Origin of the sequence: Gordonia westfalica (genome assembly GCF_900105725.1) — a bacterium.
Classification (GTDB): Bacteria; Actinomycetota; Actinomycetes; order Mycobacteriales; family Mycobacteriaceae; genus Gordonia; species Gordonia westfalica.
The window spans coordinates 14,805-40,697 of the sequence record NZ_FNLM01000034.1 but is presented as its reverse complement, the minus strand read 5'-3'; the positions used below and the strand labels follow the sequence as shown (position 1 = coordinate 40,697).

The following is a 25,893-nucleotide window of genomic DNA, read 5'->3' as shown; positions in this document are numbered from 1 at the left end:
AGACCCTATTTTGCGACACCAAAGTTCTGAAAATACGCGCTGCTAGGAGACTTCTCCAAATTCCGTCTCGAATCTCGGCGCGTCTCAGAAACCGTATCGAGACTTTTGAGATAAGGTTTGGTTCGTGACGGACGAAGCGAGAGGTGGCGCACCGGGAATGGCCCTCGGATACGCGCGCGAGACCCCGGGAGCCCACGCTCTCGGTCCACAGATCGACGCATTGACGGAAGCCGGGGTGGATCCGGGACGGATCTACTCCGACGCCGCCGACCGGGTTCGGTCCGCGGACCGTCGGGCGGGCATGAATGCGCTGCTGGACTACGCGCGGGCCGGTGACACGACCGTCGTTGTGGGAATCGATCGCCTCGGCCGTAACATTCGCGAAGTCATGGCCATCACACGCGAACTCGCGAAACGCCGCATCGGCCTCCGCTCGTTGCGTGAGGGGATCGACACCGACGATCCCACCGGCGCGATGGTCGTCGGCGTCCTCGCGTCCCTGGCCGAACTCGACGACCCCTCCCCCACGCTCGACTCGGCGAGACCACTGACGACGGCGAGCCGGCGACCGGCGTCGACCGTCGGGCGCCCGCGAGTCCTCGACGACGAGCAGGTGCTGCGCGCCGAACAGATGCGGGCCGCAGGCGAATCCGTACCGAGGATCGCCCAGGCGCTGGGAGTCAGTCGCGCGACGCTCTACCGCACCCTCGCCGAAAGGCGTACGGTCCGTTGACGAATCATGAGAACGAGCTCCCCGAACTCGACATCGTCACCGAATACGGCGTCGTCACGCGGCTGCCCACCTCGTTCCCCATCTACGACGCCGACCTCGACGAGCACCTCGATCCCGATCTGTTCCAAAAGGGGTTCGACGACGCGGAGGCCGCCCTGTGTTCACTCCCGGCACCGTGGGCACGTCAGCTCGCGTCGTCGACCCTCGACTGCCCGCCCGACCCGGATGACGAGGAACCCAGCTACACGCGCGGATACCGCGCGGCACTGTACGGGCACCTGCGGCACGCCGGCAGATGAGCAGCGACACCATCGTGTTCGACGAGGTCGAACGGATCTGACCGACTTTGCCCGACGGCACGCGGCCCTGCGAGTCGGTGCCGAGTCCACCGACGCCGTATTGTTCACTCGTGGTTCAGCTGACAGTGGGAAGCCATCGCGACGACGCGACGTCCGAAGTCGTTCTCTCCGCACACAAGTTCAACCGGCACACCTTCTGGTGCGGCCAGAGCGGATCGGGAAAGACCTACGCACTCGGAGTGGTGCTGGAGCAACTGCTCCTCAACACACGGCTCCCACTGCTCATCCTCGACCCGAACGCCGACTTCACCCGGCTACCGGAGACGCGTGACACCACCGACCCCGACGTCGCCGCGGCCGTCGAAGAATCCGACATCCGGGTACTGCACACGACCCGACGCGACCTGCCCCAGTTGCGGACGCGGTTCACCGAACTACCGCTGACGGCCAAGGCCGCCGTCCTGCAGCTGGATCCGATCGCCGACGCCGACGAATACAACGTCCTGCTCCACGCCGACGCCGCCATCTCCGGCGCCGCCAGTCCCGACCAGAGCACCTACCTCACCGCGCTACGCGCCTCCGACGACCCCGGCCACCAGCGGCTCGCCAAACGGATCGAGAACCTCCAGGTCCTCGACTGGGACCTGTGGGCGCGGGGCGAGGTCGCGGCCACCGACATCATCGACGAACGCCCACAGGCCACAGTGCTCGACCTGGGCGGGTTCGCCCACCCGGCCGAACCCAAGGTCGCCGCACTCAGCGTGCTCGAACACCTGTGGGCCCGCCGTGAAGAACGACGCCCCGTCCTCATCGTGATCGACGAGGCCCACAACATCTGCCCGCCCGTCGCCACCAGCGCCGTCGAGCAGGCCCTGATCGATCGCGTCGTGCAGATCGCCGCCGAGGGCCGCAAATTCGGACTCTGGCTTCTCCTGTCGACACAACGCCCGACGAAGATCCACCCCAACGTGCTGTCCCAGTGCGACAACCTGTGCCTCATGCGGATGAACGCACCACGCGACCTCGCCGAACTCGCCGACACCTTCGGATTCGTCGGCGAACACCTGCTGGCCGAGTCACCCGAATTCCGCCAGGGTGAAGCCCTCTTCGCCGGCGGATTCATCACCACGCCCACCTTCACCCGAATGGGGGCTCGGATCACCGAAGAGGGCGGCGCCGACGTCGGGGTGCCGTTGCTCGCCTGAGCGCAGCTTCTCTGCGGTGAGCCCGCGTTCGATCGGACCGACTGCGATAAAACGGACGCCCGACCATCCGAACGGATGACGGTGACGGCACGGTCGTTGGTGAATCGTGATCAGCTGGTGATGCCAAGGCCTTCGCCGTACGCGGCGTCGGTGCGACCATGGATCGAGTCGGGAAACGCGGTTCGCGAATGCGAACCGGGCGCAGTGTCAGTTCGGCGCCCGCGCCGCGATTCGAGCGGTTCAAGTTGGCGGGCCGCACTCTCCTTCGGACAGTGCAAGGTGGTCGTGCCATGAATGGATCGACGGGCAACAATGCGCCGATGAGGGGCGACGGCGACCTCGGCACACGGGAACTCGGGCATCTGCGTGCGGAGCTGGACGACATCGACGACCGGCTCCTCGAGGACGTGCGCGCCCGGATAGAGGTGTGCACCCGCATCGCGCATCTCAAGGAGCGGCCCGCCATTCCGGTGATGCAGCCGCGCCGCGTCGGAGCGGTGCACGAGCACGCCCACCGGTACGCCCTCGACCACGGGCTCTCCCCACAGTTCCTGCACGACCTCTATGACCTGCTCATCGCGGAGACCTGCCGTGTGGAAGACCTCATCGTCGCGACCGAGGAGTTGCGGACGAACGGGGTTCCGGTCGGGCACGAGGGCCCGGATCGTGTCCTCGCCGAGCGGACGGCCGCGGACGGCGCCGGCAACATCGACGTGGACTGAGGTGGTCGCGGTGCGCACACTGCTGATCGATAACTACGACTCGTTCACGTACAACCTGTACGCCTTGTTGACCGAGGTCAACGGCCGGGAACCAGTGGTCGTCGCCAACGACGTGCCATGGGCGTCGGTGGACCTGGGGGCGTTCGACAACGTGGTCGTCTCCCCCGGCCCGGGTCGCCCGGACTACGTCCGCGACTTCGGGATCAGCACGCGGGCCATGACCGACGGCGGACTTCCCGTGCTCGGGGTCTGCCTGGGACATCAGGGCCTGTGTCATGTGTTCGGCAGTCCGGTGGTGCCGTCCCCTGAGCCGCGACACGGACGGATCAGCAGTGTCCACCACGACGGCCGAGACCTGTTCGCCGGGCTGCCGTCCCCGTTCCGGGCGGTGAGATACCACTCGCTGGCGGTGATGAACATCCCCGACGTGCTGGAGGCACAGGCGTGGTCGGACGACGGTGTCCTGATGGCGGTGCGTCACCGGGAACTGCCGTTGTGGGGCGTGCAGTTCCATCCGGAGTCGATCTGCACGGAGTTCGGTCGCGAGCTGCTGGCGAACTTCGCGGCGGCGACGCCGGTGCGGGCACGCCGGTCGGTACCGACGACTGCGACAGTTTCCCCGACCCTGCCGACAACCGGGGTGGCACAGGCAACGCCGGCGACTCCGGCACACCGTTACCGCGTTCGGTCGGAGCGGGTGGACCGGATCGTCGACCCTGAGGCGGTATATCAGCGGCTGTTCGCCGGTGGACCGAACAGCTACTGGCTGGACGGGTCCGCGGCCAACGAAGCAGGCAGCCGATTCTCCGTGATGGGCGACTGCTCGGGGCCGCGCGCCGAATACGTGACCTACCGGGTCCCGGAAATGACCGTGCGGGTGGAACATTCGGACGGTGGCGTGGAGGAGATCCGCAGTACCTTCTTCGATTACCTCGACGCGCAACTGCGGGAACGGTCGGTGGCGCCGCAGTCGGATCTACCGTTCGGGTTCTGTCTCGGCTATGTCGGCTATCTCGGTTACGAACTCAAAGCGGACACCGGCGGACAGTTGGCACACGCCTCCGAGCAGGCCGACGCGGCCCTGGTGTTCGCGGACCGGGCCGTGGTGATCGATCACGAGCGCGGGTGCGCGTACTTGCTCGCACTCGAGCCGGTCAACAGCCCAGACCCCGACACCGCAGACCCCGAGACCGCGCAGTGGTTGTGCGAGACGGCGTCGACCATCCGGGACATGCGCGACCCGCTGCCCGGACCGGCGGCGACTGCTCCCCCGCTCATCCAGGCGCCGCACGAGGTGCCGGTCGTATTCCGGCACGACCACCCGACGTATCTGCGACTCATCGAACAATGCCTCGCCGAGATCCGGTCCGGCGAGTCGTACGAGGTGTGCCTGACGAACTCGGCGACCGTGCACCGCAGCCTCGACCCAACGTCCGGCTACTCGTGCCTGCGCGAGATCAGCCCGATGCCGTACAGCGCGTTGCTGCAGTTCTCGGGGATATCGGTGCTCAGCGCGTCCCCGGAGCGGTTCTTGAAGGTGGGGGCGGACCGGACGGTGGAGTCGAAACCGATCAAGGGCACCCGGCCGCGGTCGGCGGATCCCGTGCAGGATCGGGGGTTACAGTCCGACCTTCGACAAAGCGAGAAGGATCGGGCGGAGAACCTGATGATCGTCGATCTCGTCCGCAACGACCTGTCGCGCGTCTGCGTGCCCGGGTCGGTGCACGTCCCGTCACTGTTCGACGTGGAGACGTACGCGCCGGTGCACCAGCTGGTGTCGACGGTGCGCGGGACGCTCCGTGAGGAGTGCTCGGCGGTCGACTGTGTGCGGGCCGCATTCCCGGGCGGCTCGATGACCGGGGCGCCGAAGATCCGCACGATGGAGATCATCGACAAACTCGAAGCCGGTCCGCGCGGGGTGTATTCGGGAGCGATCGGCTACTTCTCGCTGACGGGAACCGCCGACCTGTCGATCGTGATCCGCACGATGGTCGCGACCGATTCCGAGGTGACGTTCGGGGTCGGGGGCGCGATCGTCGCCTTGTCGGATCCGGACGACGAGTTCGAGGAGACGATGGTGAAGGCACTGTCGATGCGACGCTGCCTGTCCGTCGCCGATGAGAAGGAGCCGTGACCGGATCGCCCGCCCCCGGCGCTCGGTCGGTGGTCGTCGCCGGAGGAGCGGGGGCCGTCGGGACGATGCTCGCCGACCGGTGGCGCGCTGACGGGAACACCGTACACGTCCTCGATGCCCGCTGCGGCGACGACATCCGATGTCCGGGCCCGGAAGCGTCTGCACGACTGTACGAGGCGGACGTCGTGGCCCTCGCGGTGCCGGAGGAGGTGGCCCTCACTGCGGTGGAGGCGTTGCGATCGCGGCTACGGCCGACGGCGCTGGTGGTCGAGACGCTATCGGTCAAGTCTCAGTTCGCTGCGGCCGTAGCCGATCTGGGCGGGGCCGATCCCGATCGGGGCGGGCCGATCGTCGGGATCAACCCGATGTTCGCGCCGTCCCTGGGGTTGCCCGGCCGTCCGGTTGCGGTGGTCGTCCATCGTGACGGCCCGGGCGCGGACGGTCTGCTCGAGGACCTGGCCCGGTGGGGCGCCCGGATCGAGGTCACGACCGCGGACCGCCACGACCGGGTGTGCGCCGCGGTACAGGCCCTCACGCACGCGACGATCCTGGCGTTCGGATGTGCGCTCGCCGATCTCGGGGTGGACGCCGACGAGGCGGCGGCACTGGCCACGCCCCCGTTCACGACGATGTCGGCGCTGCTGGCGCGGGTCACCGGCGGTTCGCCCGCGGTGTATCGGGACGTGCAGGCGTCCAACCGTTGTGCGCCGGCGGCGCGGGAGGCGTTGGCGCGGGCCGTGTCCCGGGTTTCTGCCGCCGCCGATGGTGACACGGACGATTTCACCGCACTGCTCGTCGACGCCGGTGTCCCGCTGGGCGGTCACGCAGACGAGTACGCGAAACTGTGCGCGCGGATGTTCGAAGGACTGTCGCCATGACCGGCCACCTCCCCGATCACGACGCCTCCGATCCGCTGGAGACGGCGGTGATCAGCGGGCTGGTCCGCAGCTGGCCGCGGCGGGCGACGGTGCGGCGCAACGAAACCGAACTCGACGTACCCACGATGGACGACCTCTACGACGACACCCGTGTCGACTACCCCGAGTCGCTGCTCCCGTTCGCCGGGCACCCGAACTGGGAGCGGCTCGACGAGGATGTCCGGTCCCGGGTCCGTGCGTGGGGGTGGATCGCCTACAACAAGGACGTCGTCGACGTCGAACAGGACGTCGTGACACCCGCTTTCGGACTGTTGTTCCGCGACGCCTTCGGCACCGGGTTCTCGGATGCCGGCCGGGCGGCGGTGGTGCAGTCGATGGTCGACGAGGAATACCACACGCTGATGCACCTGAACGCGTCCGCGCTCACCCGCCGTCGTCGCGGCTGGGCGCTGCCGGACGCAACGCTGCCGCAGTCGTCGACCGTGCGCGGGCATCGGGAGGCGGTCGCGCGGGCGGACTCGCCACGAGCGGCGGCCCTGACGACCCTGGCGTACGCGACGGTCGCGGAGACCTCCATCGGCGACTACCTGACCTTGATCGCCACCGACCCGACGATCCAGCCGGTGCACCAGGCCACCGTCGCATTGCACCGCCGCGACGAACGCGCGCACGCCTCGGTCGCCGTCGAGATGATCGCGATGGTGCACGACAAGCTGGACTCCGACGACCGGACGTTCCTGGCGCGGGCCCTGCGCGACGGGGTCGAGGCGTTCACGGCCACCGACACGGCCGTGTGGTCGGCGATCCTCGCCGCCGAGCAGATCCCGGACGGCGACGCGATGCTGCGCGAGGTCGCCGACGATCCCGACCGCTCGCGATTCCTCCAGGACTGCAGCGCGATCGACCGGCTGCTCGCCCGGTTCGGTGGGCTCGACCGGTGTTGACCACGATCCGGCAGCCCCGCGAAGTCGCTGGTCAAGGCTCAGACGCGCTGGCCGGAAATCGTGACTGTGGCCTCAGATAGTGGTTCCTCGACGCCGCGCCGCGCAACCCTGCGACTCGATGCCGAGACCGCCGAAGCCGTATTGTTCAGTCGTGGTTCAGCTGACAGTGGGAGATCATCGCGACGATTCGACGAGCGAGGTCGTCCTCTCCGCGCACAAGTTCAACCGGCACACCTTCTGGTGCGGTCAGAGCGGATCGGGAAAGACCTACGCCCTCGGGGTGGTGCTGGAGCAGCTGCTCTTGAACACTCGACTCCCCTTGCTCATCCTCGATCCGAACGCCGACTTCACCCGGATGCCGGAGACGCGCGACACCAGTGACCCCGAAACCGCCGCCGCCATCGTCGCAGCCGACATCCGAGTGCTGCACTCGACCCGGCGCGACCTCCCTCAGTTGCGGACGCGGTTCACCGAACTGCCACTGACCGCGAAGGCCGCCGTCCTGCAGCTGGATCCGATCGCCGACGCCGACGAGTACAACGTCCTGCTGCACGCCGACGCCAACCTCAGCGACGCGGGCCCGCTCGACGAGGGCACGTATGCCACCGCGCTGCGCTCCTCCGACGACCCCGGACACCGGCGGCTGGCCACACGAATCGAGAATCTCCAGGTCCTCAACTGGGACCTCTGGGCGAGGTGGCGGCCACCGACATCATCGACGAGCGTCCGCAGGCGACGGTCCTCGATCTGGGCGGCTTCGCCCATCCGGCCGAACCCAAGGTCGCGGCGCTCAGCGTCCTCGAGCACCTGGGGGCGCGCCGCGAGGAACGCCGTCCCATCCTCATCGTGATCGACGAGGCCCACAACATCTGCCCACCCAACGCCACCACCGCGGTGGAGCAGGCCCTGATCGAGCGTGTCGTGCAGATCGCCGCCGAAGGCCGCCAATTCGGTCTCTGGCTTCTGCTTTCGACGCAGCGCCCGACCAAGATCCACCCCAACGTGCTGTCCCAGTGCGACAACCTGTGCCTGATGCGGATGAACGCGCCGCGCGATCTCGCCGAGCTGGCCGACACCTTCGGGTTCGTCGGCGAACACATGCTGGCGGAGTCCCCCGAATTCCGGCAAGGAGAAGCACTCTTCGCCGGCGGATTCATCCCCACACCCACATTTCACCCGGATGGGGGCGCGGATCACCGAAGAGGGCGGCGCCGACGTCGCGGTACCGCTCGGCATCTGAAATCAGACGCCCTATTCGCCAAGCTAGCGGGCGAGCCCAACCTCGCCAATGAATAACCCGATCTGAATCTGATGTGCTGATCCGTTCGAATAGCGTGCCGTCACTACTCACATTGGTCCTGACAATGCTCATCGCCCCGTTCTCGGACCACTTCGACGAACCACCCACACTCCCCGAATAGAAGGTAGACAAGATTCGCTAGCCTGACTATCCCGAATCGATTTCCACCCGGTCAATGTCGCGAGAGCGCCCTCTTAGTCAATTCCGAACCCCAACCGCATTGCTTCTTCCTCAATCCTGCGAAGAGTCTCCGAATTGACCCCAGAAAATTTCAAGCGATTATGCACATCTTTTAGTAGGTGCCCCATATAGAAGTCCGCAGCAGTGTCCTTCAACACGTGATACAGCAATTCCGCAATCTTCTGGGGCGCAAGGGCAATCCGCTCGTCGGTTAGGTTGTGAAGGAACAGATCACGATTTTCGAGACCCGAGGTCTCGACCTCCAGGATCAAGTCGATTGCCTGCTCAAGCGAAGTGGTCAGCGCAAGTGGCCAGCTGAGCATTGCAGACGCCTCATCGCTATCAAGCATCCGCGGAACGCTTCGGATGCGATCACGCACATAGGCACCTATCCAGCGTTCCCACTGTTGCTCGGCCGACGCTGCGTCAAGCTTGCCGAGTTCACGCCCGATAGCCTGCGCCCACGACACCCGATCAGACACTTCACTGCTAGTTACGAAGTCAGCCAGCCAGTCCGAAGGATTAGTTTCGGCAGCGACGGCAACCTTAGCCAGTAGGAAAGGCAGATGCCTCTGACCTGGACCGTCAAGGTCTTCTCGATGCGGGACTGAACCTATCAGCATGCCCAAGAATCCATCGTCAAGGAGCTTCTGGCTCCATTGACCGTGCGAGAGAAAACCACTCCATGCTTTGGCAGCACTCGAACTATCATTCCAAATTAGCAAAGGAAAAAGGTATTGCTTACACCAAATCGGGTCTGCGGAATGGAAGAAGGCTAGAAATCCGCAGAATCTAATTACAGCCGACTCGCTCCGGGAATCATTCCCCTCAATCATTTCAGCAATATAGTCAGCGACATTTGGTGGAATGCCTCGCCAACTGTCTTCAGCCATACGCCAGAGATGACCGATTCTATCTACCCAGTATTCAGCGAGATGGCCAGCAGGATGGTTGAGCGCAAGCAAGGCGTGATCGTCGGCACGCTGAATGAAACTCGTGGTAGTTGGATCCATTGATAGCCAACACTTCTTGGCAAGCTCCTCACTCTCGTCGTAGCGAAACCACTCGACCAACGCTTCTCCTGTAGCTACAAAGCCACCAATCATGCTTGTCACATTTCCCAAGATGGGTTCGATCTGCATAGCAGCGATACGCTTGAGGATGATGCTCGCCAACGCGTCATCCGGATTCGCCACACTCCACCCCTGGACGACTACCCTTTCGACCAACGACCGGCCGTTACCACCTTCATCGAGCACCACGAGCCCTAGGTCTGGCGACTCCTGCAACACAGCACGCATAGCCCCAGCGAGAGCTTCCCACCGTCGCTCATCGTCCCAGCCCGAGAGGGACGACTCGCATTTCACTAGGGCCTCCACCGTGGACTTGGGCTCGTCCACCAGTTGCCGATGCAGCTCAAGTTTGTCAGAGGGCGGAGCTGCCGCCCAGTTGCCCGGCTCGGATACGGACTCGACCGCGTTCTCGTTCTCAACCAGTTCGGGATGAGCTGCCTGTAGCTCGGCAAGTGCCGCAATGACCGGTTCTTGCGAACTTGCTTCGGCGGACTCGCTGATCAGCTTCAGCAGACTCTTTGCTCGACGCGGAGCGTACTTGTCCTCTTCCCAATGCTCACGGATAGCATCTACAAGCGACGCAATCGACTGGTCGCTGGCCGAAGAGCAACTCTCCGATACCAACCCGCCTATCTCTTCCCTTAGCTGGTAGTCAGTTAGCCACCCAGCCCCTAGGAGCCACCCAGTCTTCTCATCACCCGTCACGTCCTGGCGTTGTGTCCATCCGAGTACAGCCAACCGGCGTAGCAGGACAACCTCGCTGGATTGCCATGAGCGAAGCCGCATCTCAACGTCATGACCCCCTGCCTCCAACATCTTTTCCAGACATTCACGGCCAATGTCTACAAGAAGCCCAATCGAGCCACCGATGCCAGTACCGACCGAAATGCTCGAGACATAAATACTCGACGGCCGGCGCCGGTCATCGTCGCCGGCCACCCTCAGTTGCAGGTCAGCGCGACGAAGATGCCTCTCCACGATATCGAGAAGTTGGTGGGAGAATTCTCCTAAATGAGGGCGGAAAATTCGTTCCCATGCGTCCCTGAGTGATGCGTCACTCTCGCGCATCGAGGGCTCAAATCTTGCCCCTAAGATCTGGGAAAATGAACTCGCCGGCAATATCATCGGTTCAGATAAATAATCGATCAAGAATAGGGCAACGTCAGAATCCTGCTCTAAGGTGTGATTTTCAAGTAACATCGCCAGGTACGAGGACAAATTGCGGTTATTCCGACCGCTGGCAACCAAGAGCAACCAACGCCTCACTCGCTCTGAGAGTGGAGGGCCTAACTCCATCAGCTGCCGAACTACCGCAATGCTGAGGTCATCACCCAATGCGCCTCCGGCATTAACAGCAAGCTCGAACGCTGTGTCCGACTCGTTATCATCAAGAATATACGTCTCAGCAAACCAGTTCGCGAGTTCGCGTGTAATTTCTGGATCGATATTAGGCGATGAATGAAAGACTGAAGCGAACTCATGTCTGCCAGAGACCCACTGAAGCCACCCATCACCTCTCGCAAACTCGCAGAAGAACCGGACGCTATCTCTGTTCGCCAGAACCTCTTCAAGGAAGGAAACAGCCTCCGGCACCGGCGATGGTTCTTGGTCCGCAACTATCCGCCTCACCCGGTCACGCGTACCGAGTAGCCCCTCCGTGCTTCGGGTAGCCCAGTCGTTCAGAACCGCTGCCTGTTCCTCACGAGGACAGCAGATCGCACTGATCCCCAGTCGCCGCCAGAATGTCGTATCCGGGTCCGACGTCAACGCATACCTTTTATCCGCACGTCTCCCCAGTCCGCGGGCCAGATACTTCATGATTGTGTCGTTGTGGCTATATCCAACAAAAAGCACTGGGTACTCGCCGAACATTCGGTCAAGAAAACGTGCGGCCCACGCATCGGTCAGGTATGCCTTGCCAAAGTCCTCGTCGGTCACGATTAGGCGATGATGCTCCTGATCAAGTCGCCCGTGGAGGTACACCATCCCCGCGAAGTCATCTCCGAGTGGCAGGGCAGGCGCGAGGTACTCGACTAGATCATGATCCCCAAGTACAGAGGACAGGTGAACGTCGTAGTTTGTAGTCACTATTCGAATAGTCGAGGCAGATGACAACGCGGCGATGGCTTTGTGTAGCGGCGCTGGTCGCGAGTCTTTTCTAGACACGATCTCAAACACCCGGCGGTGAACGTCGACGCCGTAGTCGTCACGAAGCCTTCCAAGGATCTCGTCCAATGGCAACCTCTTGAGATCCTCGTCCGAAAAGACGGAGGAAAGATTGCTTCCGTCTCGGATCTCACCCACCAAGCCTTCAAAACTGGGGAGCGACGAAGGCCGGCCGATCGATGCACCAGCACCGACGAAGATAACCAACCGTCCGGCGGCGTGAGCATCGATGAGCTGTGCAGGAAGTTCAACGCTGCCGAAGTACATGCGGGGAGTCTACAAACGCACGAGAGCGCCTTTCAGCAGTACACGCCATTCCTGTCGCAGTGCATAGAACGTCCACTCAGGTCCGCTGCGCGCCACAGCATCCTCGGCTCAGCGAACTCGGTGTATGCGTTGGCTGCCCTAGGTGTACTGACCACGGACGTCAGGTACGGCGTGGCGTCGTGACATGACGAAGACCTCCGAGTGGAGTGCGAGCTGTCTAGGAACGCTCCCCGAACTTGGAGGTCTTCGTGTCCCACCGTAATGCCCGTTGTCAGAAACTGGCCGTCTGCGCCTGGCTCGTTGTGTTGTCGAGGAGGGATGGCCGCTACGACGGGCTGCTGACCGGTTTCAAATCGCCGCCACTGCAGCCCGGCGCTGGGCCAACCGCTATCGCGAATTCGGACCGGCCGGCATGACCGATCGCAGCTCCCGACCGCACCGAAGCCCCACCAAACACCGACTCGAACCGAGCGACGCATAGTCAAAGTCCGAGTCATCCGCCGCTGGGGCCCAGCTCGGATCGGGTATCTGCTCGGTGTCCATCCCTCCACCGCGCACCGGGTGCTGACCCGTGACGGGCTAGCCCGGCTGCGCTGGATCGACCGGCCGACCCGCCGTACCGTGCGTCGCATCGACACGGCTGCGGTCGGTGAATTGGCCCATATCGACGTCAAGAAGGTCGGAAAGATCCCCGCAGGCGGCGGATGGCGGATGCAGGGGCGCACGATCGGCAGTCGCAATTCCCGAGCGGATAGGAGCACCGGGTTGCGCAGCCACAATGGCGACCCCGCCCGAGGCTATCACTTCCTACACACCGCGATCGACGCACTCACGACTGGTCTACAGGGAACTGCTTGCCGACGAGCGCAAGAAGACCGCGGCCGCATTCTGGATTCGCGCCAACTCCTGGTTCAACTATTGCGGAATCACAGTCCGAAATGTCCTGACTACAACGGTTTCTGCTATCGATCCCACGCCTTCCGTGACGCACTCGACGGCATCGAGCACCGCCGCACCCTCCCCTATCGGCCCCAGACCAACGGCAAAGTTGAACGCCTTCACCGCACACCGGCAGACGAATGGGCCTATCCGCGCCTCTACACCAGCGACGCCGAATACCCTCTCGGTGGCTCCACACCTACAATCACCATCGCGGCCACACCGCATTCGGAGGCGACACACCCGCCAGTCGCGTACCCAACCTCTCAGGTCAGTACACCTAGGCGGCCCCGGCCGGACCGATACCTGCTTCTTGACGAAAGCCGGTCCTTGCGGTCCGTCACATACAAAATGAGTGAGCCCCTCCCAGACGGGAGGGGCTCACATTTCTGTCGGGCTGACAGGATTTGAACCTGTCACGCTTTATGACCCGGAAAGCGAGCGTGACCAGCGCTAACACCGTCAGTACCAGGGCTATTCGGCCGAGCACCCATCGGACATAGCCGCACGTCACGGACATGGATGTCACCTCCTATTGCACGCTCCAGGAGGACCCCACGACTACGGCAGGCAAGACCCGGCGCTCATTCGGGGCGATCCGCAAACTACCGTCCAAGCGGTTCCAGGCCAGCTACATCCACGGGGCCGAACTCACCCGGTACACCGCACCAACGACGTTCTCGGCCATAATCGACGCGGAGGGCTGGCTGGCCACAGAGCGCCGACTCATCGAGAGCGGAGCCTGGACGCCACCGGCCACGCGCGCTGAGGCCAACACCGCGAAGGGCCTCGCCCTCAAGACATACGCCGACCGCTGGCATGACGAGACGGTCAACCGGCACAAGCCGAGGACGCGCGCGCTCAATCGCGGGTACTTGGACAACGTGATCCTCCCCGGCCTCGGTGACCGGCCGCTCAAGGCCCTCACCGTGGCCGAGGTCCGGGAGTGGTTCGCGGGCCTGGAGGACTTCCCCACCCGCAACGCCAATGCCTACCGCCTCCTGCGGACGATCCTCAACCAAGCGGTGGATGACGAGATCCTGGACACCAACCCATGCCGGGTAAAGCGTGGCGCGGTCAAACATCGCAAGTCAGAGCCGGTGGCCCTGTCCGCGGAGGAGATCCGGGCATTGGCCGACAAGATCACGCCGCGCTACAAGGCCTGGGTCCTCCTGGCCGGGTTCTCCGGACTCCGGTTCGGTGAGCTGACCGCACTCCAGCGCTCGGATCTCGACATGTCGAAGGACAGCCTGGCCGTGACCGTCCGGCGCGCAGTCACCCGCGTGGACCTGACTTTTATCAATTAGTGCGCAGGTTGCTGATGGCTTGGAGTGCTTCGTTGAGGTCGTCGGGGATGGGGTCGGCGGCGGTGATGGTCTGTTCGCCGGCTTGGATGGTGACGGTGCGGTAGCGCCGGGCGGTGGTGACGAATTTCTTGATCGACCAGCCGGTGCGGGCCTCGATGACCCGGGTGACGGCGAGGGCGGCGAACACGACGGTGAGGTGGGCGCGGATCGAGTCCTCGGTGCGATGGTAGATCGGCCGCGCTGCAAGGTCTGATTTGGACATGCGGAAACTTTTCTCGATCCGCCACAGCTCGTGGTAGGTGCTGATCACGAAATTGCTTGTCGGAGCGTCGATATTGGTGGCGTACGCTTTCCATCCGGCCAGTGTCCGGGCTTTGGTTTCCAAGCTGCGGTTCACGCTCGATTTCTTGTCTTTGAGGGTGACGAATCGGTTGCGTTTGATCGGGATCTTGCCCTCGACGGCCTTCTCGGCCTTGGCGATCTGCTCGTTGATACCGCGCACCGATCGGCGTGCCCGATCCGCCTTGTACTGGTAGTAGACGACTTGGTGGCGGCGATGGCGTGTCTTGCTGTTCGCCGGCCACCGCTGGGTCAGGAACAGGCCGTCGGGGATCTCACGGCCGGGATTATCGTTGTGCCACTTACTGATCACGTACGGGATGGTGGGGATCTTCTCGCCGAGGATGAACGAGAGCCCGGCAGCCTCGATCGCTGCTTTGTTGTCTGCGGAGATCATGCCGGCATCAGCGACGACGGTGACGTTGGTGAGGTGATGGGCAGTCATGAACGCGCGCAATGTCGGCATCAGCGTGAGGGTTTCGGCTTTGTTGCCCTCGAAGGCCTCCACCATCAGCGGAAACCCCGACGCGTCGGTCAACAAGCCAACGGTGATCTGCGGTTCCAAGCGGCGTTCCTTGGAGAATCCGGGCTCCCGGAATCCGTCGGCCTTGTCGGTCTCGAAGTAAAGCGTCGTCACGTCGTACAGCACGAGCGTCGCCGATCCCAGCCCGGCGTAGGCGGCGCACGCGGCGGCGAGTTTCTGCCGCCATAGCGGCTCAGCGGATTTTGGGGCACGCCGATTGAGCGTCGGATACGACATCGGCGCCAACCCCGCTTCCTCGAGGACGCGCAGGGAGTCGAGTTTGCTGGTCGGTTCCAGGATGCGGGCGATCACCAACTCCTCGAACACCTGGTCATCGCCGGTGGCACGGGCGAATCCGAGTTCGCGGTACACCCCCGAGAGCGCATCGCACAGGTGCGCCATCTTTGAGGCGGTGATCGGCAGCGGCCCTCCGGGAACCGTGGTCGCGCCGATCCCCAGATCCAACTCGACCTGATCCCCAGCGATCCGCTGGGCGGCAACAGCTTTCAGCGCCGCGACAGCAGCAGCATCATGGGCTGAACCCAAATGCTCGATATCGCGCGACCCGCGCCTTGAGGAATGCACGATCTGGACCGCCGTCGCTCCCGACGCGGTCTTCACGGTCCGCACATACGCCACACCTTGTAGCCTACGAACCCCGAATTAGTGCGCAAATCCACGCCCGCCACGACCCATCACCGCAGGTCACGGCATCGCCGTGAGCCAATGTCCGATTCGGTGATAAAAGTCAGGACTCCAGCGCTCGGATCTCGACATGTCGAAGGACAGCCTGGCCGTGACCGTCCGGCGCGCAGTCACCCGCGTGGACGGCCGCGGCGTCCCGCTGGACCAAGGCGAATGCAAGATCTGGGTACGCGCGGTCCTCTCGACCACACTCCCGGCCAGGATCGCGCTGGTCCTCGACCCCAACGTGGTCAGCATCGACACCCTCGGCGGCCTGGACATCGAATGGTCCACCGAGAGCGGAGAGCTGTTCTCCCGCAACCAGATCCAAGCCCGCGTGGAAACCCGGATCGGTGTCAGCGTCTACCAGCCCGCCGCCACCTACAAGGTGGCCACCCAGGCCGCGTGATGTAACAACGGCCCCGGATCTCCAGGTGGAGATCCGGGGCCAAGGGTTCTTACCAGCCTTCGAACAGAGTCGGGTTGCTGTCGAGCAGTTCGCGGATGCGGTGACCTAAGCTGTCGTGCATATGAGATGAACAAATTGATTTCGTGGGCGATTTCGTGCTCGATACGCGATTTAAGAGAGCGCACATTAGCAGGATGCGACCAGTTCTCATGAGATAGGACATCTCATACGCGTCATACTTAATACCCGGTTGATGCTTGAGTGCATTGTATCTGTTCCAAAATAGTTCGGCCCACTTATCGATGTCGCCCACAAAGGTGGCGAACTCTGACCCAACGTGCCTTGCAAGCGTTAGCGCATGATTCTTACCGCCAGACTTGGTCCATTTAGGTCGGCCATTCCTCTTGCAAGATCCGACCCAGTACTCGATAGCAACAGATATGTTTATCATCTCGATCTCAACGGTCCCTGTGCCGATCGAGTACTTATTAGTTAACGGGTACGTCGCACGCGGATATTCGGCGCAAAGCCTAATCCACCGCGCCACCCCGGGCATTCCCCCGATTGTCGCTAGGTAGAAACTCGGCCAGCTCCTGCGCTCCGCTGGCTCAGATACGCCACGCGGCACCTCCATGAGTGCGGACGACCATAGCTTCCCCTTGTTGCTCGGATCTTCATTGGCGTTCGCCTCGATCACGGCCGTGCCCTCCCCGGCGAGCACAAGGTTATCGTAGGCAAGACTCAACAACGCCTGAAAGTTCGCCACCGGGTTTATCAGATCGTACCAATTCTTCGCACGCTCATACTCCACCGTAAACTGGAGGGGAGCTGCACCGATAAAACCCTCGGCATCTATTCCGCGGGCTTTCCACGGAACACCGATTTCTACACTGGCACCTCGTTTAAGTTTGGCCGTGACGGGGTGAATCTTCCTAAGTTCAAATGTAGCTGATTCCGGTTTTCCGTCGGAGCCTTTCTTGGTCTTCGCGACGACCGCCTTTGCACCACACCACTCGATAACTCCAGGGAAGGTTGCGCTAATCGCAAGCAGGTCAGTGCTGGCGAGGTCAAAAGGATCTATGCCAACTACGATCGCTCGCGCGTGATAGCTCTTGACTGGGGTCGTTGCACCGCCGCCGAAAATGCTGTTCTCGGGCATGTCGCGGATGTCGTACGCGAGAAACCCTCCTTGCTCGGTGGCCCCGACGACAGCCGCGGGGTACTGCCGCTCGTGGTCAAGCCTCCATCCTTCCTCGGCGGTCTTCATCGTGCGGACGGCATAGTGTGGTCCAACCTTCGACCCGTGACCAGGCCTGCCAGTTTCACTCTCGGGGAAGTCCTGGAGGGAGGTCCAGAAGTGGCCCATGGTGCCGACGAGGGCCTCGCGAAGCTTCTTGTCCATGGAGCAACATCTAACCCGACGCAGGTCAGACATCGCGGAAAGACTCGCACCCCGGCCCCAAACCGTCCGACAACCTCGGGTTGGGTGGTGTCGGAGGACCTTGCCGACGACACAGCCGTGCAACAACAGACGGCCCCAACTCCGAACGGAGCCGAGGCCGGTATTGCACGCTTATTGCACAAAGACGAATGACCAGCACAAAAGTGCTGGTCATAACGTCGGGCTGACAGGATTTGAACCTGCGACCACTTGACCCCCAGTCAAGTGCGCTACCAAACTGCGCCACAGCCCGTTTGCTCCCTGCTGAAGCGGAGCGATGTAAAGCCTAGCCGACGACTGCCGTTCGGAACCAATCGCCTGGTCAGGCGGGGTTTCCGGCCGGTCGGCAGATGTCGCGAAACGTGGCGTCGACCGCCACGATCAACGACATCTACTGCCGATGCCTAGACCGCGGAACGCTTCTTGAACCAGATCCAGCCGCCGGTGACGATCAGCGCGCCGACGAGCGAACCGATGATGCCGCTGGGATGCAGCTCGACGCCGTGACCGGTGATCAGGCTGATCAGCAACCCGCCGATGAAGGAGCCGACGACGCCGGCGACGATCGCCAGACCCCAGTCGATACTCCACATGTTCTTGCCACCGATGATGAGCTGAGCCAGGGCACCGATGACCATTCCGAAGACGATGATTGCCAAGATGAGCACGAGACGCGGTATGTCACAGCGCCTCCCACAAACGTCCAGGCCGCACCAGTAACCGACAAACCCACCAGTTTTCGGCAAACGCACCACCCGACGCGGGGGTGGGTCTGCCGAAAAAGGGTGGGTTTGTGGAGTCGGTCAGCGTTTGCGGCGCTGCTCCCGCTTGTCACGCACACGCACGTTGATGCGCACCGGCGAACCGTCGAAGTTGAACTCCTCGCGCAGACGACGCTCCAGGAAGCGGCGGTAGCCGGCCTCGAGGAAGCCCGTGGTGAACAGCACGAAGGTCGGCGGTCGCACCGACGCCTGGGTCGCGAACATCACGCGCGGCTGACGACCACCGCGCAGAGGCGGCGGGTTGGCCGCGATGACGTCCTTGAGCCAGCTGTTCAGCGGTCCGGTCGAGATGCGCTTGTCCCACGCGTCGAGCGCGCTCTCCATCGCCGGCACCAGCTTCTGCACCGAGCGACCGGTCGACGCGGAGATGTTCACCCGACGCGCCCACGGCACGCGGGCGAGTTCGCGGTCGATCTCCTTGTCGAGCTGATAGCGACGATCCTCGTCGACGAGGTCCCACTTGTTGAACGCGATCACCAGGGCGCGGCCGCTGTCGATGATGAGCGAGAGCACCCGCAGGTCCTGCTCGGTGATCGGTTCCGAGGCGTCGATCAGCAGGATCGCGACCTCGGCGGCGTCGAGTGCCGCCCGCGTCCGCAGGGACGCGTAGTACTCGTGGCCGCTGGCGGTGCGCACCTTGCGGCGCAGGCCCGCGGTGTCGACGAAATTCCAGGTCTTGCCACCCAGTTCGACGATCTCGTCGACGGGATCGACGGTGGTACCCGCGACGTTGTCGACCACCGAACGTTCGGTGCCCGCCAGCTTGTTCAGCAGCGAACTCTTGCCCACGTTCGGCTTGCCGACGAGTGCCACACGACGCGGGCCGCCCAGCACGGGTGCCTCCCGCGGAGTCGCGGGGAGCTTCTCCAGGATGACGTCGAGCAAATCACCGGCACCACGACCGTGCGCGGCCGACACCGGATGCGGCTCACCGAGTCCCAACGACCACAGGGCAGCCGTATCGGCTTCCGCACGCTCGCTGTCGACCTTGTTGGCGCACAAGATCACCGGCGTCTTGGACCGGCGCAGGACACGCGCCACGGCCTCGTCGGTGGCGGTGGCGCCCACAGTCGCGTCGACGACCACGACGATCGCGTCGGCGGTCCGCATCGCGAGCTCGGCCTGCGCCGCGACGGCCTGCTGCAGGCCCTTCGCATCGGGCTCCCAGCCGCCGGTGTCGACGACGGTGAAGCGTCGTCCCGACCAGCTCGCCGAGTAGGACACACGGTCACGTGTGACGCCCGGGATGTCCTCGACCACGGCCTCACGCCGGCCCAGGATGCGGTTGACGAGAGTGGACTTGCCCACGTTGGGCCGCCCGACGATCGCCAGCACCGGCATGTGCTCGACCTCGGCGGCACCGTCGGCGCCCTCGATGTCGGTCAGCTGCCAGTCGGCCTCGTCCGACCACGTGCCGTCACCCGGCAACGCCGCCACATCGGTTTCGAAGTTGTCGCTCACAGCTCTGATGCTCCGATCCGGGCCTCCACGAGGCCGCTCAGTTCGTCGAGGACCTCCATGAGGGTCTTGTCACTGGTGTCGACGACGACGGCGTCGTCGGCGGCACGCAGCGGCGACACCGTGCGCGTCGAATCCAGATGATCACGACGGTTGACGCTCTCGAGGACGGCCGCATAGTCGCTGTCGCGTCCGGCGGCCAGGTTCTGCTTGTGACGCCGGTCGGCTCGCGCCTCGGGCGTCGCGGTCAGGAAGATCTTGACATCGGCCGTCGGGAACACCACGGTCCCGATGTCGCGTCCCTCGACCACCACGAACCGGCCCTGTGCGTTCTGCCGCTGCAGCGCAACGAGTTTGGTGCGCACCTCGGGAACCGCGGACACGGCCGAGACAGCGCTGGTGACGTGATCGGTCCGGATCGGACCCGATACATCGCGTCCACCGAGAAGCACCGTCGACGATCCTTCGCCGTTGGGGATCAGCTCGATGTCGACCGCATCCACCACTCGGGCGATACCGGCCGGATCATCAAGGGCCACACCGGCGTCGAGAACCGCCAAGGTCACCGCGCGGTACATCGCCCCGGTGTCGAGATAGCTGGCGCCGACCTTGTCGGCGAGCAGCTTCGACACCGACGACTTACCCGTCCCGGCCGGCCCGTCGATGGCGACGACGCGGGTTGCACCCTCGGTCACAGTCCGACCGCCTTGTACAGGCCACCGACCTCGTCGCTGCCGAGGACACGCAGGCTGCCCGGCCGCTGCTCGCCGAGCGCGACCGTACCCACATGGGTGCGAACGAGTTTCGTGACCGGGAAGCCGACCTCGTCCATCATGCGGCGCACGATGCGGTTACGACCCTCGTGCAGGGTGATCCGCACCAGCGACTGGCCCTCGTGGACCTCGATGACGGTGAACTTGTCGACCTTGACCGGGCCGTCCTCGAGTTCGATGCCCTCGCGCAGGTGACGGGCGATCCCGCGCGGCACCTCGCCCTTGAGCGTGGCCAGATAGGTCTTGGGCACCTCGAACGACGGGTGCATCAGACGGTGAGCGAGCTCACCGTCGTTGGTCAGCAGGAGCAGTCCCTCGGTGTCGGCGTCGAGCCGGCCGACGTGGAACAGACGCTGTCCGGCCATCACGCGTTCGGCGACCACATCGCCGACGCACGGGCGGCCCTGGTCGTCGGCCATGGTCGACTGCCAGCCCTTGGGCTTGTTGAACGCGAGGTACTGCTTGGTCTCGTCCATGATGACGCGCGCATCGTCGACGTGGATGATCGCGGTGTCGGGGTTGATGCGCAGGCCCTGCTCGGTGACGACCTTGCCGTCGACCTTCACCCGACCGGCGGCGATCATCTCCTCCGCGCCGCGGCGCGAGGCGACACCCGCCTGGGCCAGGACCTTCTGGAGTCGGACGCCGTCTGCGACGAAGGCGGGACCGTTGCCGCTCACCTGCTCAGGCGCCACCTGATGCCGCGCGGGCCGGGCGTTGTTGAGCCGGATCTTCCCGACGTCTGCGTTCGGTGTCGACGACCCCTTGCGGTGCGTCTTCTTGGTTCGCGGTTGCTGTGCGGGGGCGCCCTTGCGGCGTTTTCCCGGTGAGCCATCTCGGCCAGCGGAAGCCATTGTTCTCGATCCTGTGTGTCGGTAGATCTATGCGGTTCTAGTCATCATTCAGGTCACCGTCGGTGACCAGTACCTTCGAGTCTGACGGCTGAGAGGACAATTTGGCGAATCGGGGATCCGACAACAACTCGTCGTCGAGGTCGTCGATGAGGTCGACGTCGGGCAGCAGCGGCGCCAGATCGGGCAGTTCGGACAGCGATGCGAGGCCGAGTCGCTCGAGGAACATCTCGGTCGTCGCATAGGTGGTGGCGTTGGTCTGCGGGTCCTGGCCGACCTCGTTGATCAGGCCGCGGGCGACCAGCGTCCGGATCACACCGTCGACGTTCACGCCGCGGATCGCGCTGACCCGCGCACGCGTCACCGGCTGCCGGTAGGCGATCACGGCGAGCGTTTCCAGGGCCGCGCGCGTGAGCTTCGACCGCGCCCCGTCCAGCAGCAACCGCTCCACATACGGCGCGTAGTCCGCCCGCGTGTAGTAGCGCCAGCCGTCGCCGGCGAAGCGCAGATCGAAACCGCTGCGCGCCGCCGTGAGCTCCGACGACATGGCGTTGAGCATCTCGCGCACCCGGGTCCGGTCCTGGTCGACGGCGTTGGCCAGTTCCTCGGTGGTCACCGGGGTGTCGACGACGAGCAGCACGGCCTCCAGCGCCGACCGCAGAGTCGCGTCGTCGAGGACCTCGACCTCGTCCTCCCCCGTCAGCGCCGTCTGCTCGGGATCGGCCGGGCCGGGATCGCTCGCACTGTCCTCCGGCGCGGCCCCGTCGGAAGCACCCTCGTCGGAAGTTGCTCCGGCCCTTGTCTCGTCGGCCCCTGTCTCGTCGGCCCCTGTCTCGTCGGCGACCGCCTCGTCGTTCACGTCGTCGGCGTCGTCGATCGGTCCGTCGGTCATCCGTAATCCTCTGCCTTGTCGATGCGCAGGTCGTCGATCTGGCGCTCGCCGGTCCACATCACCGCGAGATCGCCGAGGGCCTCGGGCTGTTCGAAGGTGATGGCCTGTTCACGGTAGAGCTCCAGCAGGCCCAGGAAGCTGCCGACGATCTCCAGCCCGCTCTCGCAGTCGGCGGTGAGATCGCGGAACGCGACCCACTCCCCGACCGACGCGCTCAGCAGCGCGGCCATCCGGCGGGCCTGGCCCGGCACCGACACCGACTGCACGTCGTGGAGATGGTCGAGTCCGACCGTCGGCACCGGCCGCGGCGTCAAAGCGGTCGCGGCCACCTGGACGAAACCGTTCGCGTCGACGCCGAGCGTGACCTCCGGCAGCAGATCCTCGAACCGTTGCTCCAGGGAGACGGCACGCGGATAGCGTTGCAGCGCCGCCGCTTCCAGCTCGCCGAACAGCTGCGCCACCTGCTTGTACGCGCGGTACTGCAGCAGTCGGGCGAACAGGAGGTCGCGCGCTTCGAGCAGTGCCAGGTCCTCGGGATCGTCGACCTCGCCGGACGGCAGCAACCGCGCCGCTTTCAGATCGAGCAGGGTGGCCGCCACGACGAGGAACTCGGTGGTCTGATCGAGGCCCATCTCCGGGCCCATCTCACGCGTGTAGGCGATGAAGTCGTCGGTCACCTCGTGCAGCGCGACCTCGGTGACATCGAGCCGATGCTGCGAGATCAGGTTCAGCAGCAGGTCGAACGGACCCTCGAAGTTGCGGAGTTTGACCCGGAACCCGGATTCGGTGACCTCGTCGGCTTCTGCCGATTCGGTCCCCGCCTCGTCTGTCACCGCCGATTCGGTCCCCGCCTCGTCTGTCACCGCCGAGTCGGGCTCGGTGACGGTGGGATCGGACACGCCGGGGTCGGTATCGACGGTCATGCGCCCTTGACGTTGCGCGCGATCACCTCGCGCGCCAGCGCCCGGTAGGCCTTCGCGCCGGCCGAGCGGGGTGCCCACGAGGTGATCGGTTCACCGGCGACGCTCGTCTCCGGGAAACGGACGGTCCGGGAGATCACGGTGTCGTAGACGGCCTCGCCGAACACCTCGACGACACGTGCCATCACCTCGCGGGAGTGCAGCGTGCGGGCGTCGAACATGGTGACGAGGATGCCGCCGAGGTCCAGGCGCGGGTTGAGACGGTCGCGCACCTTGTTGATCGTGTCGGTGAGCAGCGCCAGACCTCGCAGCGAGAAGTACTCGCACTCCATCGGGATGAGCACGGTGTCCGAGCAGGCGAGGGCGTTCACGGTGAGCAGGCCCAGCGACGGCTGGCAGTCGATCAGCACCACGTCGTAGCGGTCCAGCACGGGGTGCAGGGCACGGGCCAGAGACTGTTCGCGACCCACCTCGGTGACGAGCTGGATCTCCGCGGCCGAGAGGTCGATGTTGCTCGGAAGCAGGTCGAGTCCGTCGACGCGGGTACGCATCAGCACCTCGTCGGTAGCCACCTGCGGCGGGACGAGAAGGTTGTAGACGGTCTGCTCGAGCTCGTGGTGCGGCACACCGAGACCTGCCGACAACGCGCCCTGCGGGTCGAGGTCGACGAGCAGCACGCGACGCCCGTACTCGGCGAGAGCAGCACCCAGATTGATGGTCGAGGTGGTCTTGCCGACCCCGCCCTTCTGATTGCACACGGCGATGACGGTGGCCGGTCCATGACGATCGAGCGGCCTCGGATCGGGCACCTCTCGATACGGGCGACCGGTGGGGCCGATCTCGTCGATGTCGTGGGCTTCCTCGGTGTCCTTTCCCGGCGACACCTGGATGCTGTACTGATCCCCCGCGGAGGTCACGACCGCCTTCCCCCGAACCCTCGAGTCGGGTTCGGAGACTGCGGTGCGCTCGGAGTGGTCACGTGTCCGCCGCTCCCTTCACTCTTCGGTGCCCGATGCATGTCGGCCAGTCGGCGATTGCCGGTCCGTGGACGACGACTCGTATCAGCCTAGGACATGGCTGCCGTCATCCCGCGGTCGGCGCGCGGTCAGCGGGCGCGGGGATGTGCGACGGCATACACCTCGCGCATCGTGTTCACGGTCACGAGTGTGTAGACCTGCGTGGTGGTCACCGAAGCATGCCCCAGCAGTTCCTGGACGACGCGGACATCGGCGCCGCCGTCGAGGAGATGCGTCGCGAAACTGTGCCGCAGGGTGTGCGGCGACACCGCCTTGTCCAGCCCGGCGCGTTCGGCCGCGGTGACCAGCACCTGCCATGCCGACTGCCGCGAGAGGCGTCCGCCCCGCGCATTGAGGAACAGCGCCGGCGTCGCCCGCGACACCAACGCGGGACGACCGCGGACCAGGTAGGCGTCGATGGCGTCGATCGCCGGTCCGCCGAGCGGGACGAGACGCTCCTTGCCGCCCTTGCCCCGCAGGCGCACGGCCCGGGTCTCGAGGTCGAGGTCGTCGACGTCGAGTGAGGTGGCCTCGGAGATCCGGGCGCCGCAGCTGTAGAGGAACTCCAGCAACGCCCGATCGCGCAGAGCGCGGGGATGGTCTTCGGCACCGGCGGCCTCGAGGATCGCCAGCACCTCGTCGACGGGCAGCGATTTGGGGAGACGACGCGCCGGCTTCGGTGGACGAACCGTGTGCGCGACGTCGGTCGCGACCATCCCCTCCTCGACCGCGAACTTGTGAAAACGCCTGGTCGCCACCAGGGTTCGCGCGATCGAGCTGTCGGCGAGAGGCGTGAACCCGGCATCCGGATCGCCCCGACGCAGGTCGACGAGGAACTCGCGCACATCCTCCTCGGTCACGGCGTCCAACGCCGCGACGTCTCGTGATTCGAGATACCGCCGGTACCGCTCGAGATCACGGCGGTACGACGACACGGTGTTGGCCGCCGCACCCCGTTCGACGGTGAGGTGATCGAGGAAACGCGAGATGTCGGCGGCGATCGTCACGGGCGACCCACGACCGGCCCGTTCACGGGCGACGCCGGCGGCCGCGGAGCGCGGTCGGCTCGTCGGTCCACGGGGCGTCGACGCCGCGCAGCCTGCTCCCCGTCCGCTCCGCCGTCGAAGCGGCCAGGATGCCGGCGACACTGGTGGCGTTCACGATCTCACCGGCCAGGACCATCGCGACGGCGTCGTCGAGCGACACCCATTCGACCTCCAGGTCGGCTTCCTCGTCGACCCGCTCCGCCTCGTCGAGATGGTGCAGGTCCTCGGCGAGGTAGAGACGGAGTGCTTCGTCGGTGAAACCCGGCGAGAGCGCCAGATCGACGAGGACGTGCCAGGTGTCGGCGGCCAGGTCGGCCTCCTCGCCCAGTTCGCGCTGCGCCGCGGTCAGCGGCGCCTCACCGTCCTGGTCGAGAAGGCCGGCCGGCAGCTCCAGGAGACGACGGCCGATCGGGTGCCGATACTGGCGCACCATGGCGATCCGGCCGTTCTCGTCACGGGCGAGGATCGCCACCGCACCGAAGTGCTCGACGACTTCCCGCTCGGCGATCCGGCCGCCGGGCATGGCCACGTCGTCGACGCGCAACGTGATGATCGCACCGTCGTAGACGGTGCGGGTGCCGGTGACATCGAACTCGTGGTCGCCCAACCCGG

At 64.8% G+C, this 25,893-nt stretch carries 21 protein-coding genes, 1 tRNA gene and 2 pseudogenes; 11 read left to right on the top strand and 13 right to left on the bottom strand.

Annotation, left to right across the window (positions count from 1 at the left end; genetic code table 11):
- Window positions 1-157 precede the first annotated feature (157 nt).
- The 8 genes and pseudogenes from BLU62_RS05460 (at window position 158) to BLU62_RS05425 (ending at window position 8,155) form a co-directional block, all read left to right on the top strand.
- Window positions 158-733 carry a recombinase family protein gene (locus BLU62_RS05460; protein WP_074848541.1) on the top strand — a complete coding sequence of 192 codons (576 nt, stop codon included), beginning with the start codon at window positions 158-160 and terminating at the stop codon, window positions 731-733.
- Entirely contained in the window at window positions 730-1,032 is a 303-nt protein-coding gene (locus BLU62_RS05455; protein ID WP_074848539.1) for a hypothetical protein, read from the top strand. The genes BLU62_RS05460 and BLU62_RS05455 overlap by 4 nt, the downstream gene beginning before the upstream one ends.
- Before the next feature lie 110 nt (window positions 1,033-1,142).
- On the top strand, window positions 1,143-2,237 hold the full coding sequence (locus tag BLU62_RS05450; RefSeq protein ID WP_074848537.1) for an ATP-binding protein: 1,095 nt from the start codon (window positions 1,143-1,145) through the stop codon (window positions 2,235-2,237).
- A gap of 290 nt (window positions 2,238-2,527) precedes the next feature.
- Window positions 2,528-2,959 carry a chorismate mutase family protein gene (locus BLU62_RS05445; protein ID WP_074852704.1) on the top strand — a complete coding sequence of 144 codons (432 nt, stop codon included), beginning with the start codon at window positions 2,528-2,530 and terminating at the stop codon, window positions 2,957-2,959.
- A gap of 1 nt (window position 2,960) precedes the next feature.
- Window positions 2,961-5,093, top strand: coding sequence for an aminodeoxychorismate synthase component I (gene pabB, locus BLU62_RS05440; protein ID WP_074848535.1), 2,133 nt, complete (start codon window positions 2,961-2,963; stop codon window positions 5,091-5,093).
- Window positions 5,090-5,971, top strand: coding sequence for a prephenate dehydrogenase dimerization domain-containing protein (locus tag BLU62_RS05435; RefSeq protein ID WP_074848533.1), 882 nt, complete (start codon window positions 5,090-5,092; stop codon window positions 5,969-5,971). The genes pabB and BLU62_RS05435 overlap by 4 nt, the downstream gene beginning before the upstream one ends.
- Window positions 5,968-6,915, top strand: coding sequence for a diiron oxygenase (locus BLU62_RS05430; RefSeq protein WP_074848531.1), 948 nt, complete (start codon window positions 5,968-5,970; stop codon window positions 6,913-6,915). Before BLU62_RS05435 ends, BLU62_RS05430 begins: the two co-directional genes overlap by 4 nt.
- A 166-nt stretch (window positions 6,916-7,081) precedes the next feature.
- Window positions 7,082-8,155 (top strand): annotated as a pseudogene (locus BLU62_RS05425) (ATP-binding protein).
- A 254-nt stretch (window positions 8,156-8,409) separates the two neighbouring features.
- Here BLU62_RS05425 and BLU62_RS05420 read toward each other — a convergent pair.
- Window positions 8,410-11,901 (bottom strand): DUF4020 domain-containing protein, encoded by a 3,492-nt coding sequence (locus tag BLU62_RS05420; protein WP_084811737.1) that lies wholly within the window; start codon window positions 11,899-11,901, stop codon window positions 8,410-8,412.
- Window positions 11,902-12,149: 248 nt separating this feature from the next.
- Here BLU62_RS05420 and BLU62_RS05410 point away from each other — a divergent pair.
- A pseudogene (locus tag BLU62_RS05410) lies at window positions 12,150-13,124 on the top strand (IS481 family transposase).
- 234 nt (window positions 13,125-13,358) lie between these two features.
- Window positions 13,359-14,147: a site-specific integrase gene (locus BLU62_RS05405; RefSeq protein ID WP_244278074.1), complete on the top strand. Its 789-nt coding sequence runs from the start codon at window positions 13,359-13,361 to the stop codon at window positions 14,145-14,147.
- On the opposite strand, the gene BLU62_RS05400 is transcribed toward BLU62_RS05405, so the two are convergent.
- Window positions 14,140-15,648 carry an IS1634 family transposase gene (locus tag BLU62_RS05400; RefSeq protein ID WP_074848524.1) on the bottom strand — a complete coding sequence of 503 codons (1,509 nt, stop codon included), beginning with the start codon at window positions 15,646-15,648 and terminating at the stop codon, window positions 14,140-14,142. The two genes, BLU62_RS05405 and BLU62_RS05400, sit on opposite strands and share 8 nt — an antisense overlap.
- A 136-nt stretch (window positions 15,649-15,784) precedes the next feature.
- Here BLU62_RS05400 and BLU62_RS05395 point away from each other — a divergent pair, with 136 nt between their 5' ends.
- The gene (locus BLU62_RS05395) at window positions 15,785-16,102 is read left to right on the top strand and encodes a hypothetical protein (protein ID WP_208863602.1); all 318 of its coding nucleotides are present in this window, start codon (window positions 15,785-15,787) and stop codon (window positions 16,100-16,102) included.
- Between the two features lie 49 nt (window positions 16,103-16,151).
- Here BLU62_RS05395 and BLU62_RS05390 read toward each other — a convergent pair whose 3' ends face one another.
- The 11 genes from BLU62_RS05390 to BLU62_RS05340 form a co-directional block, all read right to left on the bottom strand.
- Window positions 16,152-17,504 (bottom strand): ApeA N-terminal domain 1-containing protein, encoded by a 1,353-nt coding sequence (locus BLU62_RS05390; RefSeq protein ID WP_074848522.1) that lies wholly within the window; start codon window positions 17,502-17,504, stop codon window positions 16,152-16,154.
- Window positions 17,505-17,722: 218 nt separating this feature from the next.
- A tRNA-Pro gene (locus BLU62_RS05385) sits at window positions 17,723-17,796 on the bottom strand.
- Window positions 17,797-17,947: 151 nt separating this feature from the next.
- The gene (locus tag BLU62_RS05380; RefSeq protein ID WP_074848520.1) at window positions 17,948-18,211 is read right to left on the bottom strand and encodes a GlsB/YeaQ/YmgE family stress response membrane protein; all 264 of its coding nucleotides are present in this window, start codon (window positions 18,209-18,211) and stop codon (window positions 17,948-17,950) included.
- Between the two features lie 135 nt (window positions 18,212-18,346).
- Window positions 18,347-19,786: a ribosome biogenesis GTPase Der gene (gene der / locus BLU62_RS05375; RefSeq protein ID WP_074848518.1), complete on the bottom strand. Its 1,440-nt coding sequence runs from the start codon at window positions 19,784-19,786 to the stop codon at window positions 18,347-18,349.
- Entirely contained in the window at window positions 19,783-20,478 is a 696-nt protein-coding gene (gene cmk / locus BLU62_RS05370) for a (d)CMP kinase (RefSeq protein WP_074848516.1), read from the bottom strand. The genes der and cmk overlap by 4 nt, the downstream gene beginning before the upstream one ends.
- Window positions 20,475-21,410 (bottom strand): pseudouridine synthase, encoded by a 936-nt coding sequence (locus tag BLU62_RS05365; protein ID WP_074848514.1) that lies wholly within the window; start codon window positions 21,408-21,410, stop codon window positions 20,475-20,477. The genes cmk and BLU62_RS05365 overlap by 4 nt, the downstream gene beginning before the upstream one ends.
- 37 nt (window positions 21,411-21,447) lie before the next feature.
- Window positions 21,448-22,299 (bottom strand): SMC-Scp complex subunit ScpB, encoded by an 852-nt coding sequence (gene scpB / locus BLU62_RS05360; RefSeq protein WP_074848512.1) that lies wholly within the window; start codon window positions 22,297-22,299, stop codon window positions 21,448-21,450.
- Window positions 22,296-23,222 (bottom strand): segregation and condensation protein A, encoded by a 927-nt coding sequence (locus tag BLU62_RS05355; protein WP_099047834.1) that lies wholly within the window; start codon window positions 23,220-23,222, stop codon window positions 22,296-22,298. The genes scpB and BLU62_RS05355 overlap by 4 nt, the downstream gene beginning before the upstream one ends.
- Window positions 23,219-24,109, bottom strand: a complete 891-nt coding sequence (locus BLU62_RS05350; protein WP_425284595.1) for a ParA family protein — start codon at window positions 24,107-24,109, stop codon at window positions 23,219-23,221. Before BLU62_RS05350 ends, BLU62_RS05355 begins: the two co-directional genes overlap by 4 nt.
- 215 nt (window positions 24,110-24,324) lie before the next feature.
- The gene (gene xerD / locus BLU62_RS05345) at window positions 24,325-25,242 is read right to left on the bottom strand and encodes a site-specific tyrosine recombinase XerD (protein ID WP_074848509.1); all 918 of its coding nucleotides are present in this window, start codon (window positions 25,240-25,242) and stop codon (window positions 24,325-24,327) included.
- Between the two features lie 22 nt (window positions 25,243-25,264).
- Entirely contained in the window at window positions 25,265-25,888 is a 624-nt protein-coding gene (locus BLU62_RS05340; protein WP_074848507.1) for an NUDIX domain-containing protein, read from the bottom strand.
- Window positions 25,889-25,893: the final 5 nt, after the last annotated feature.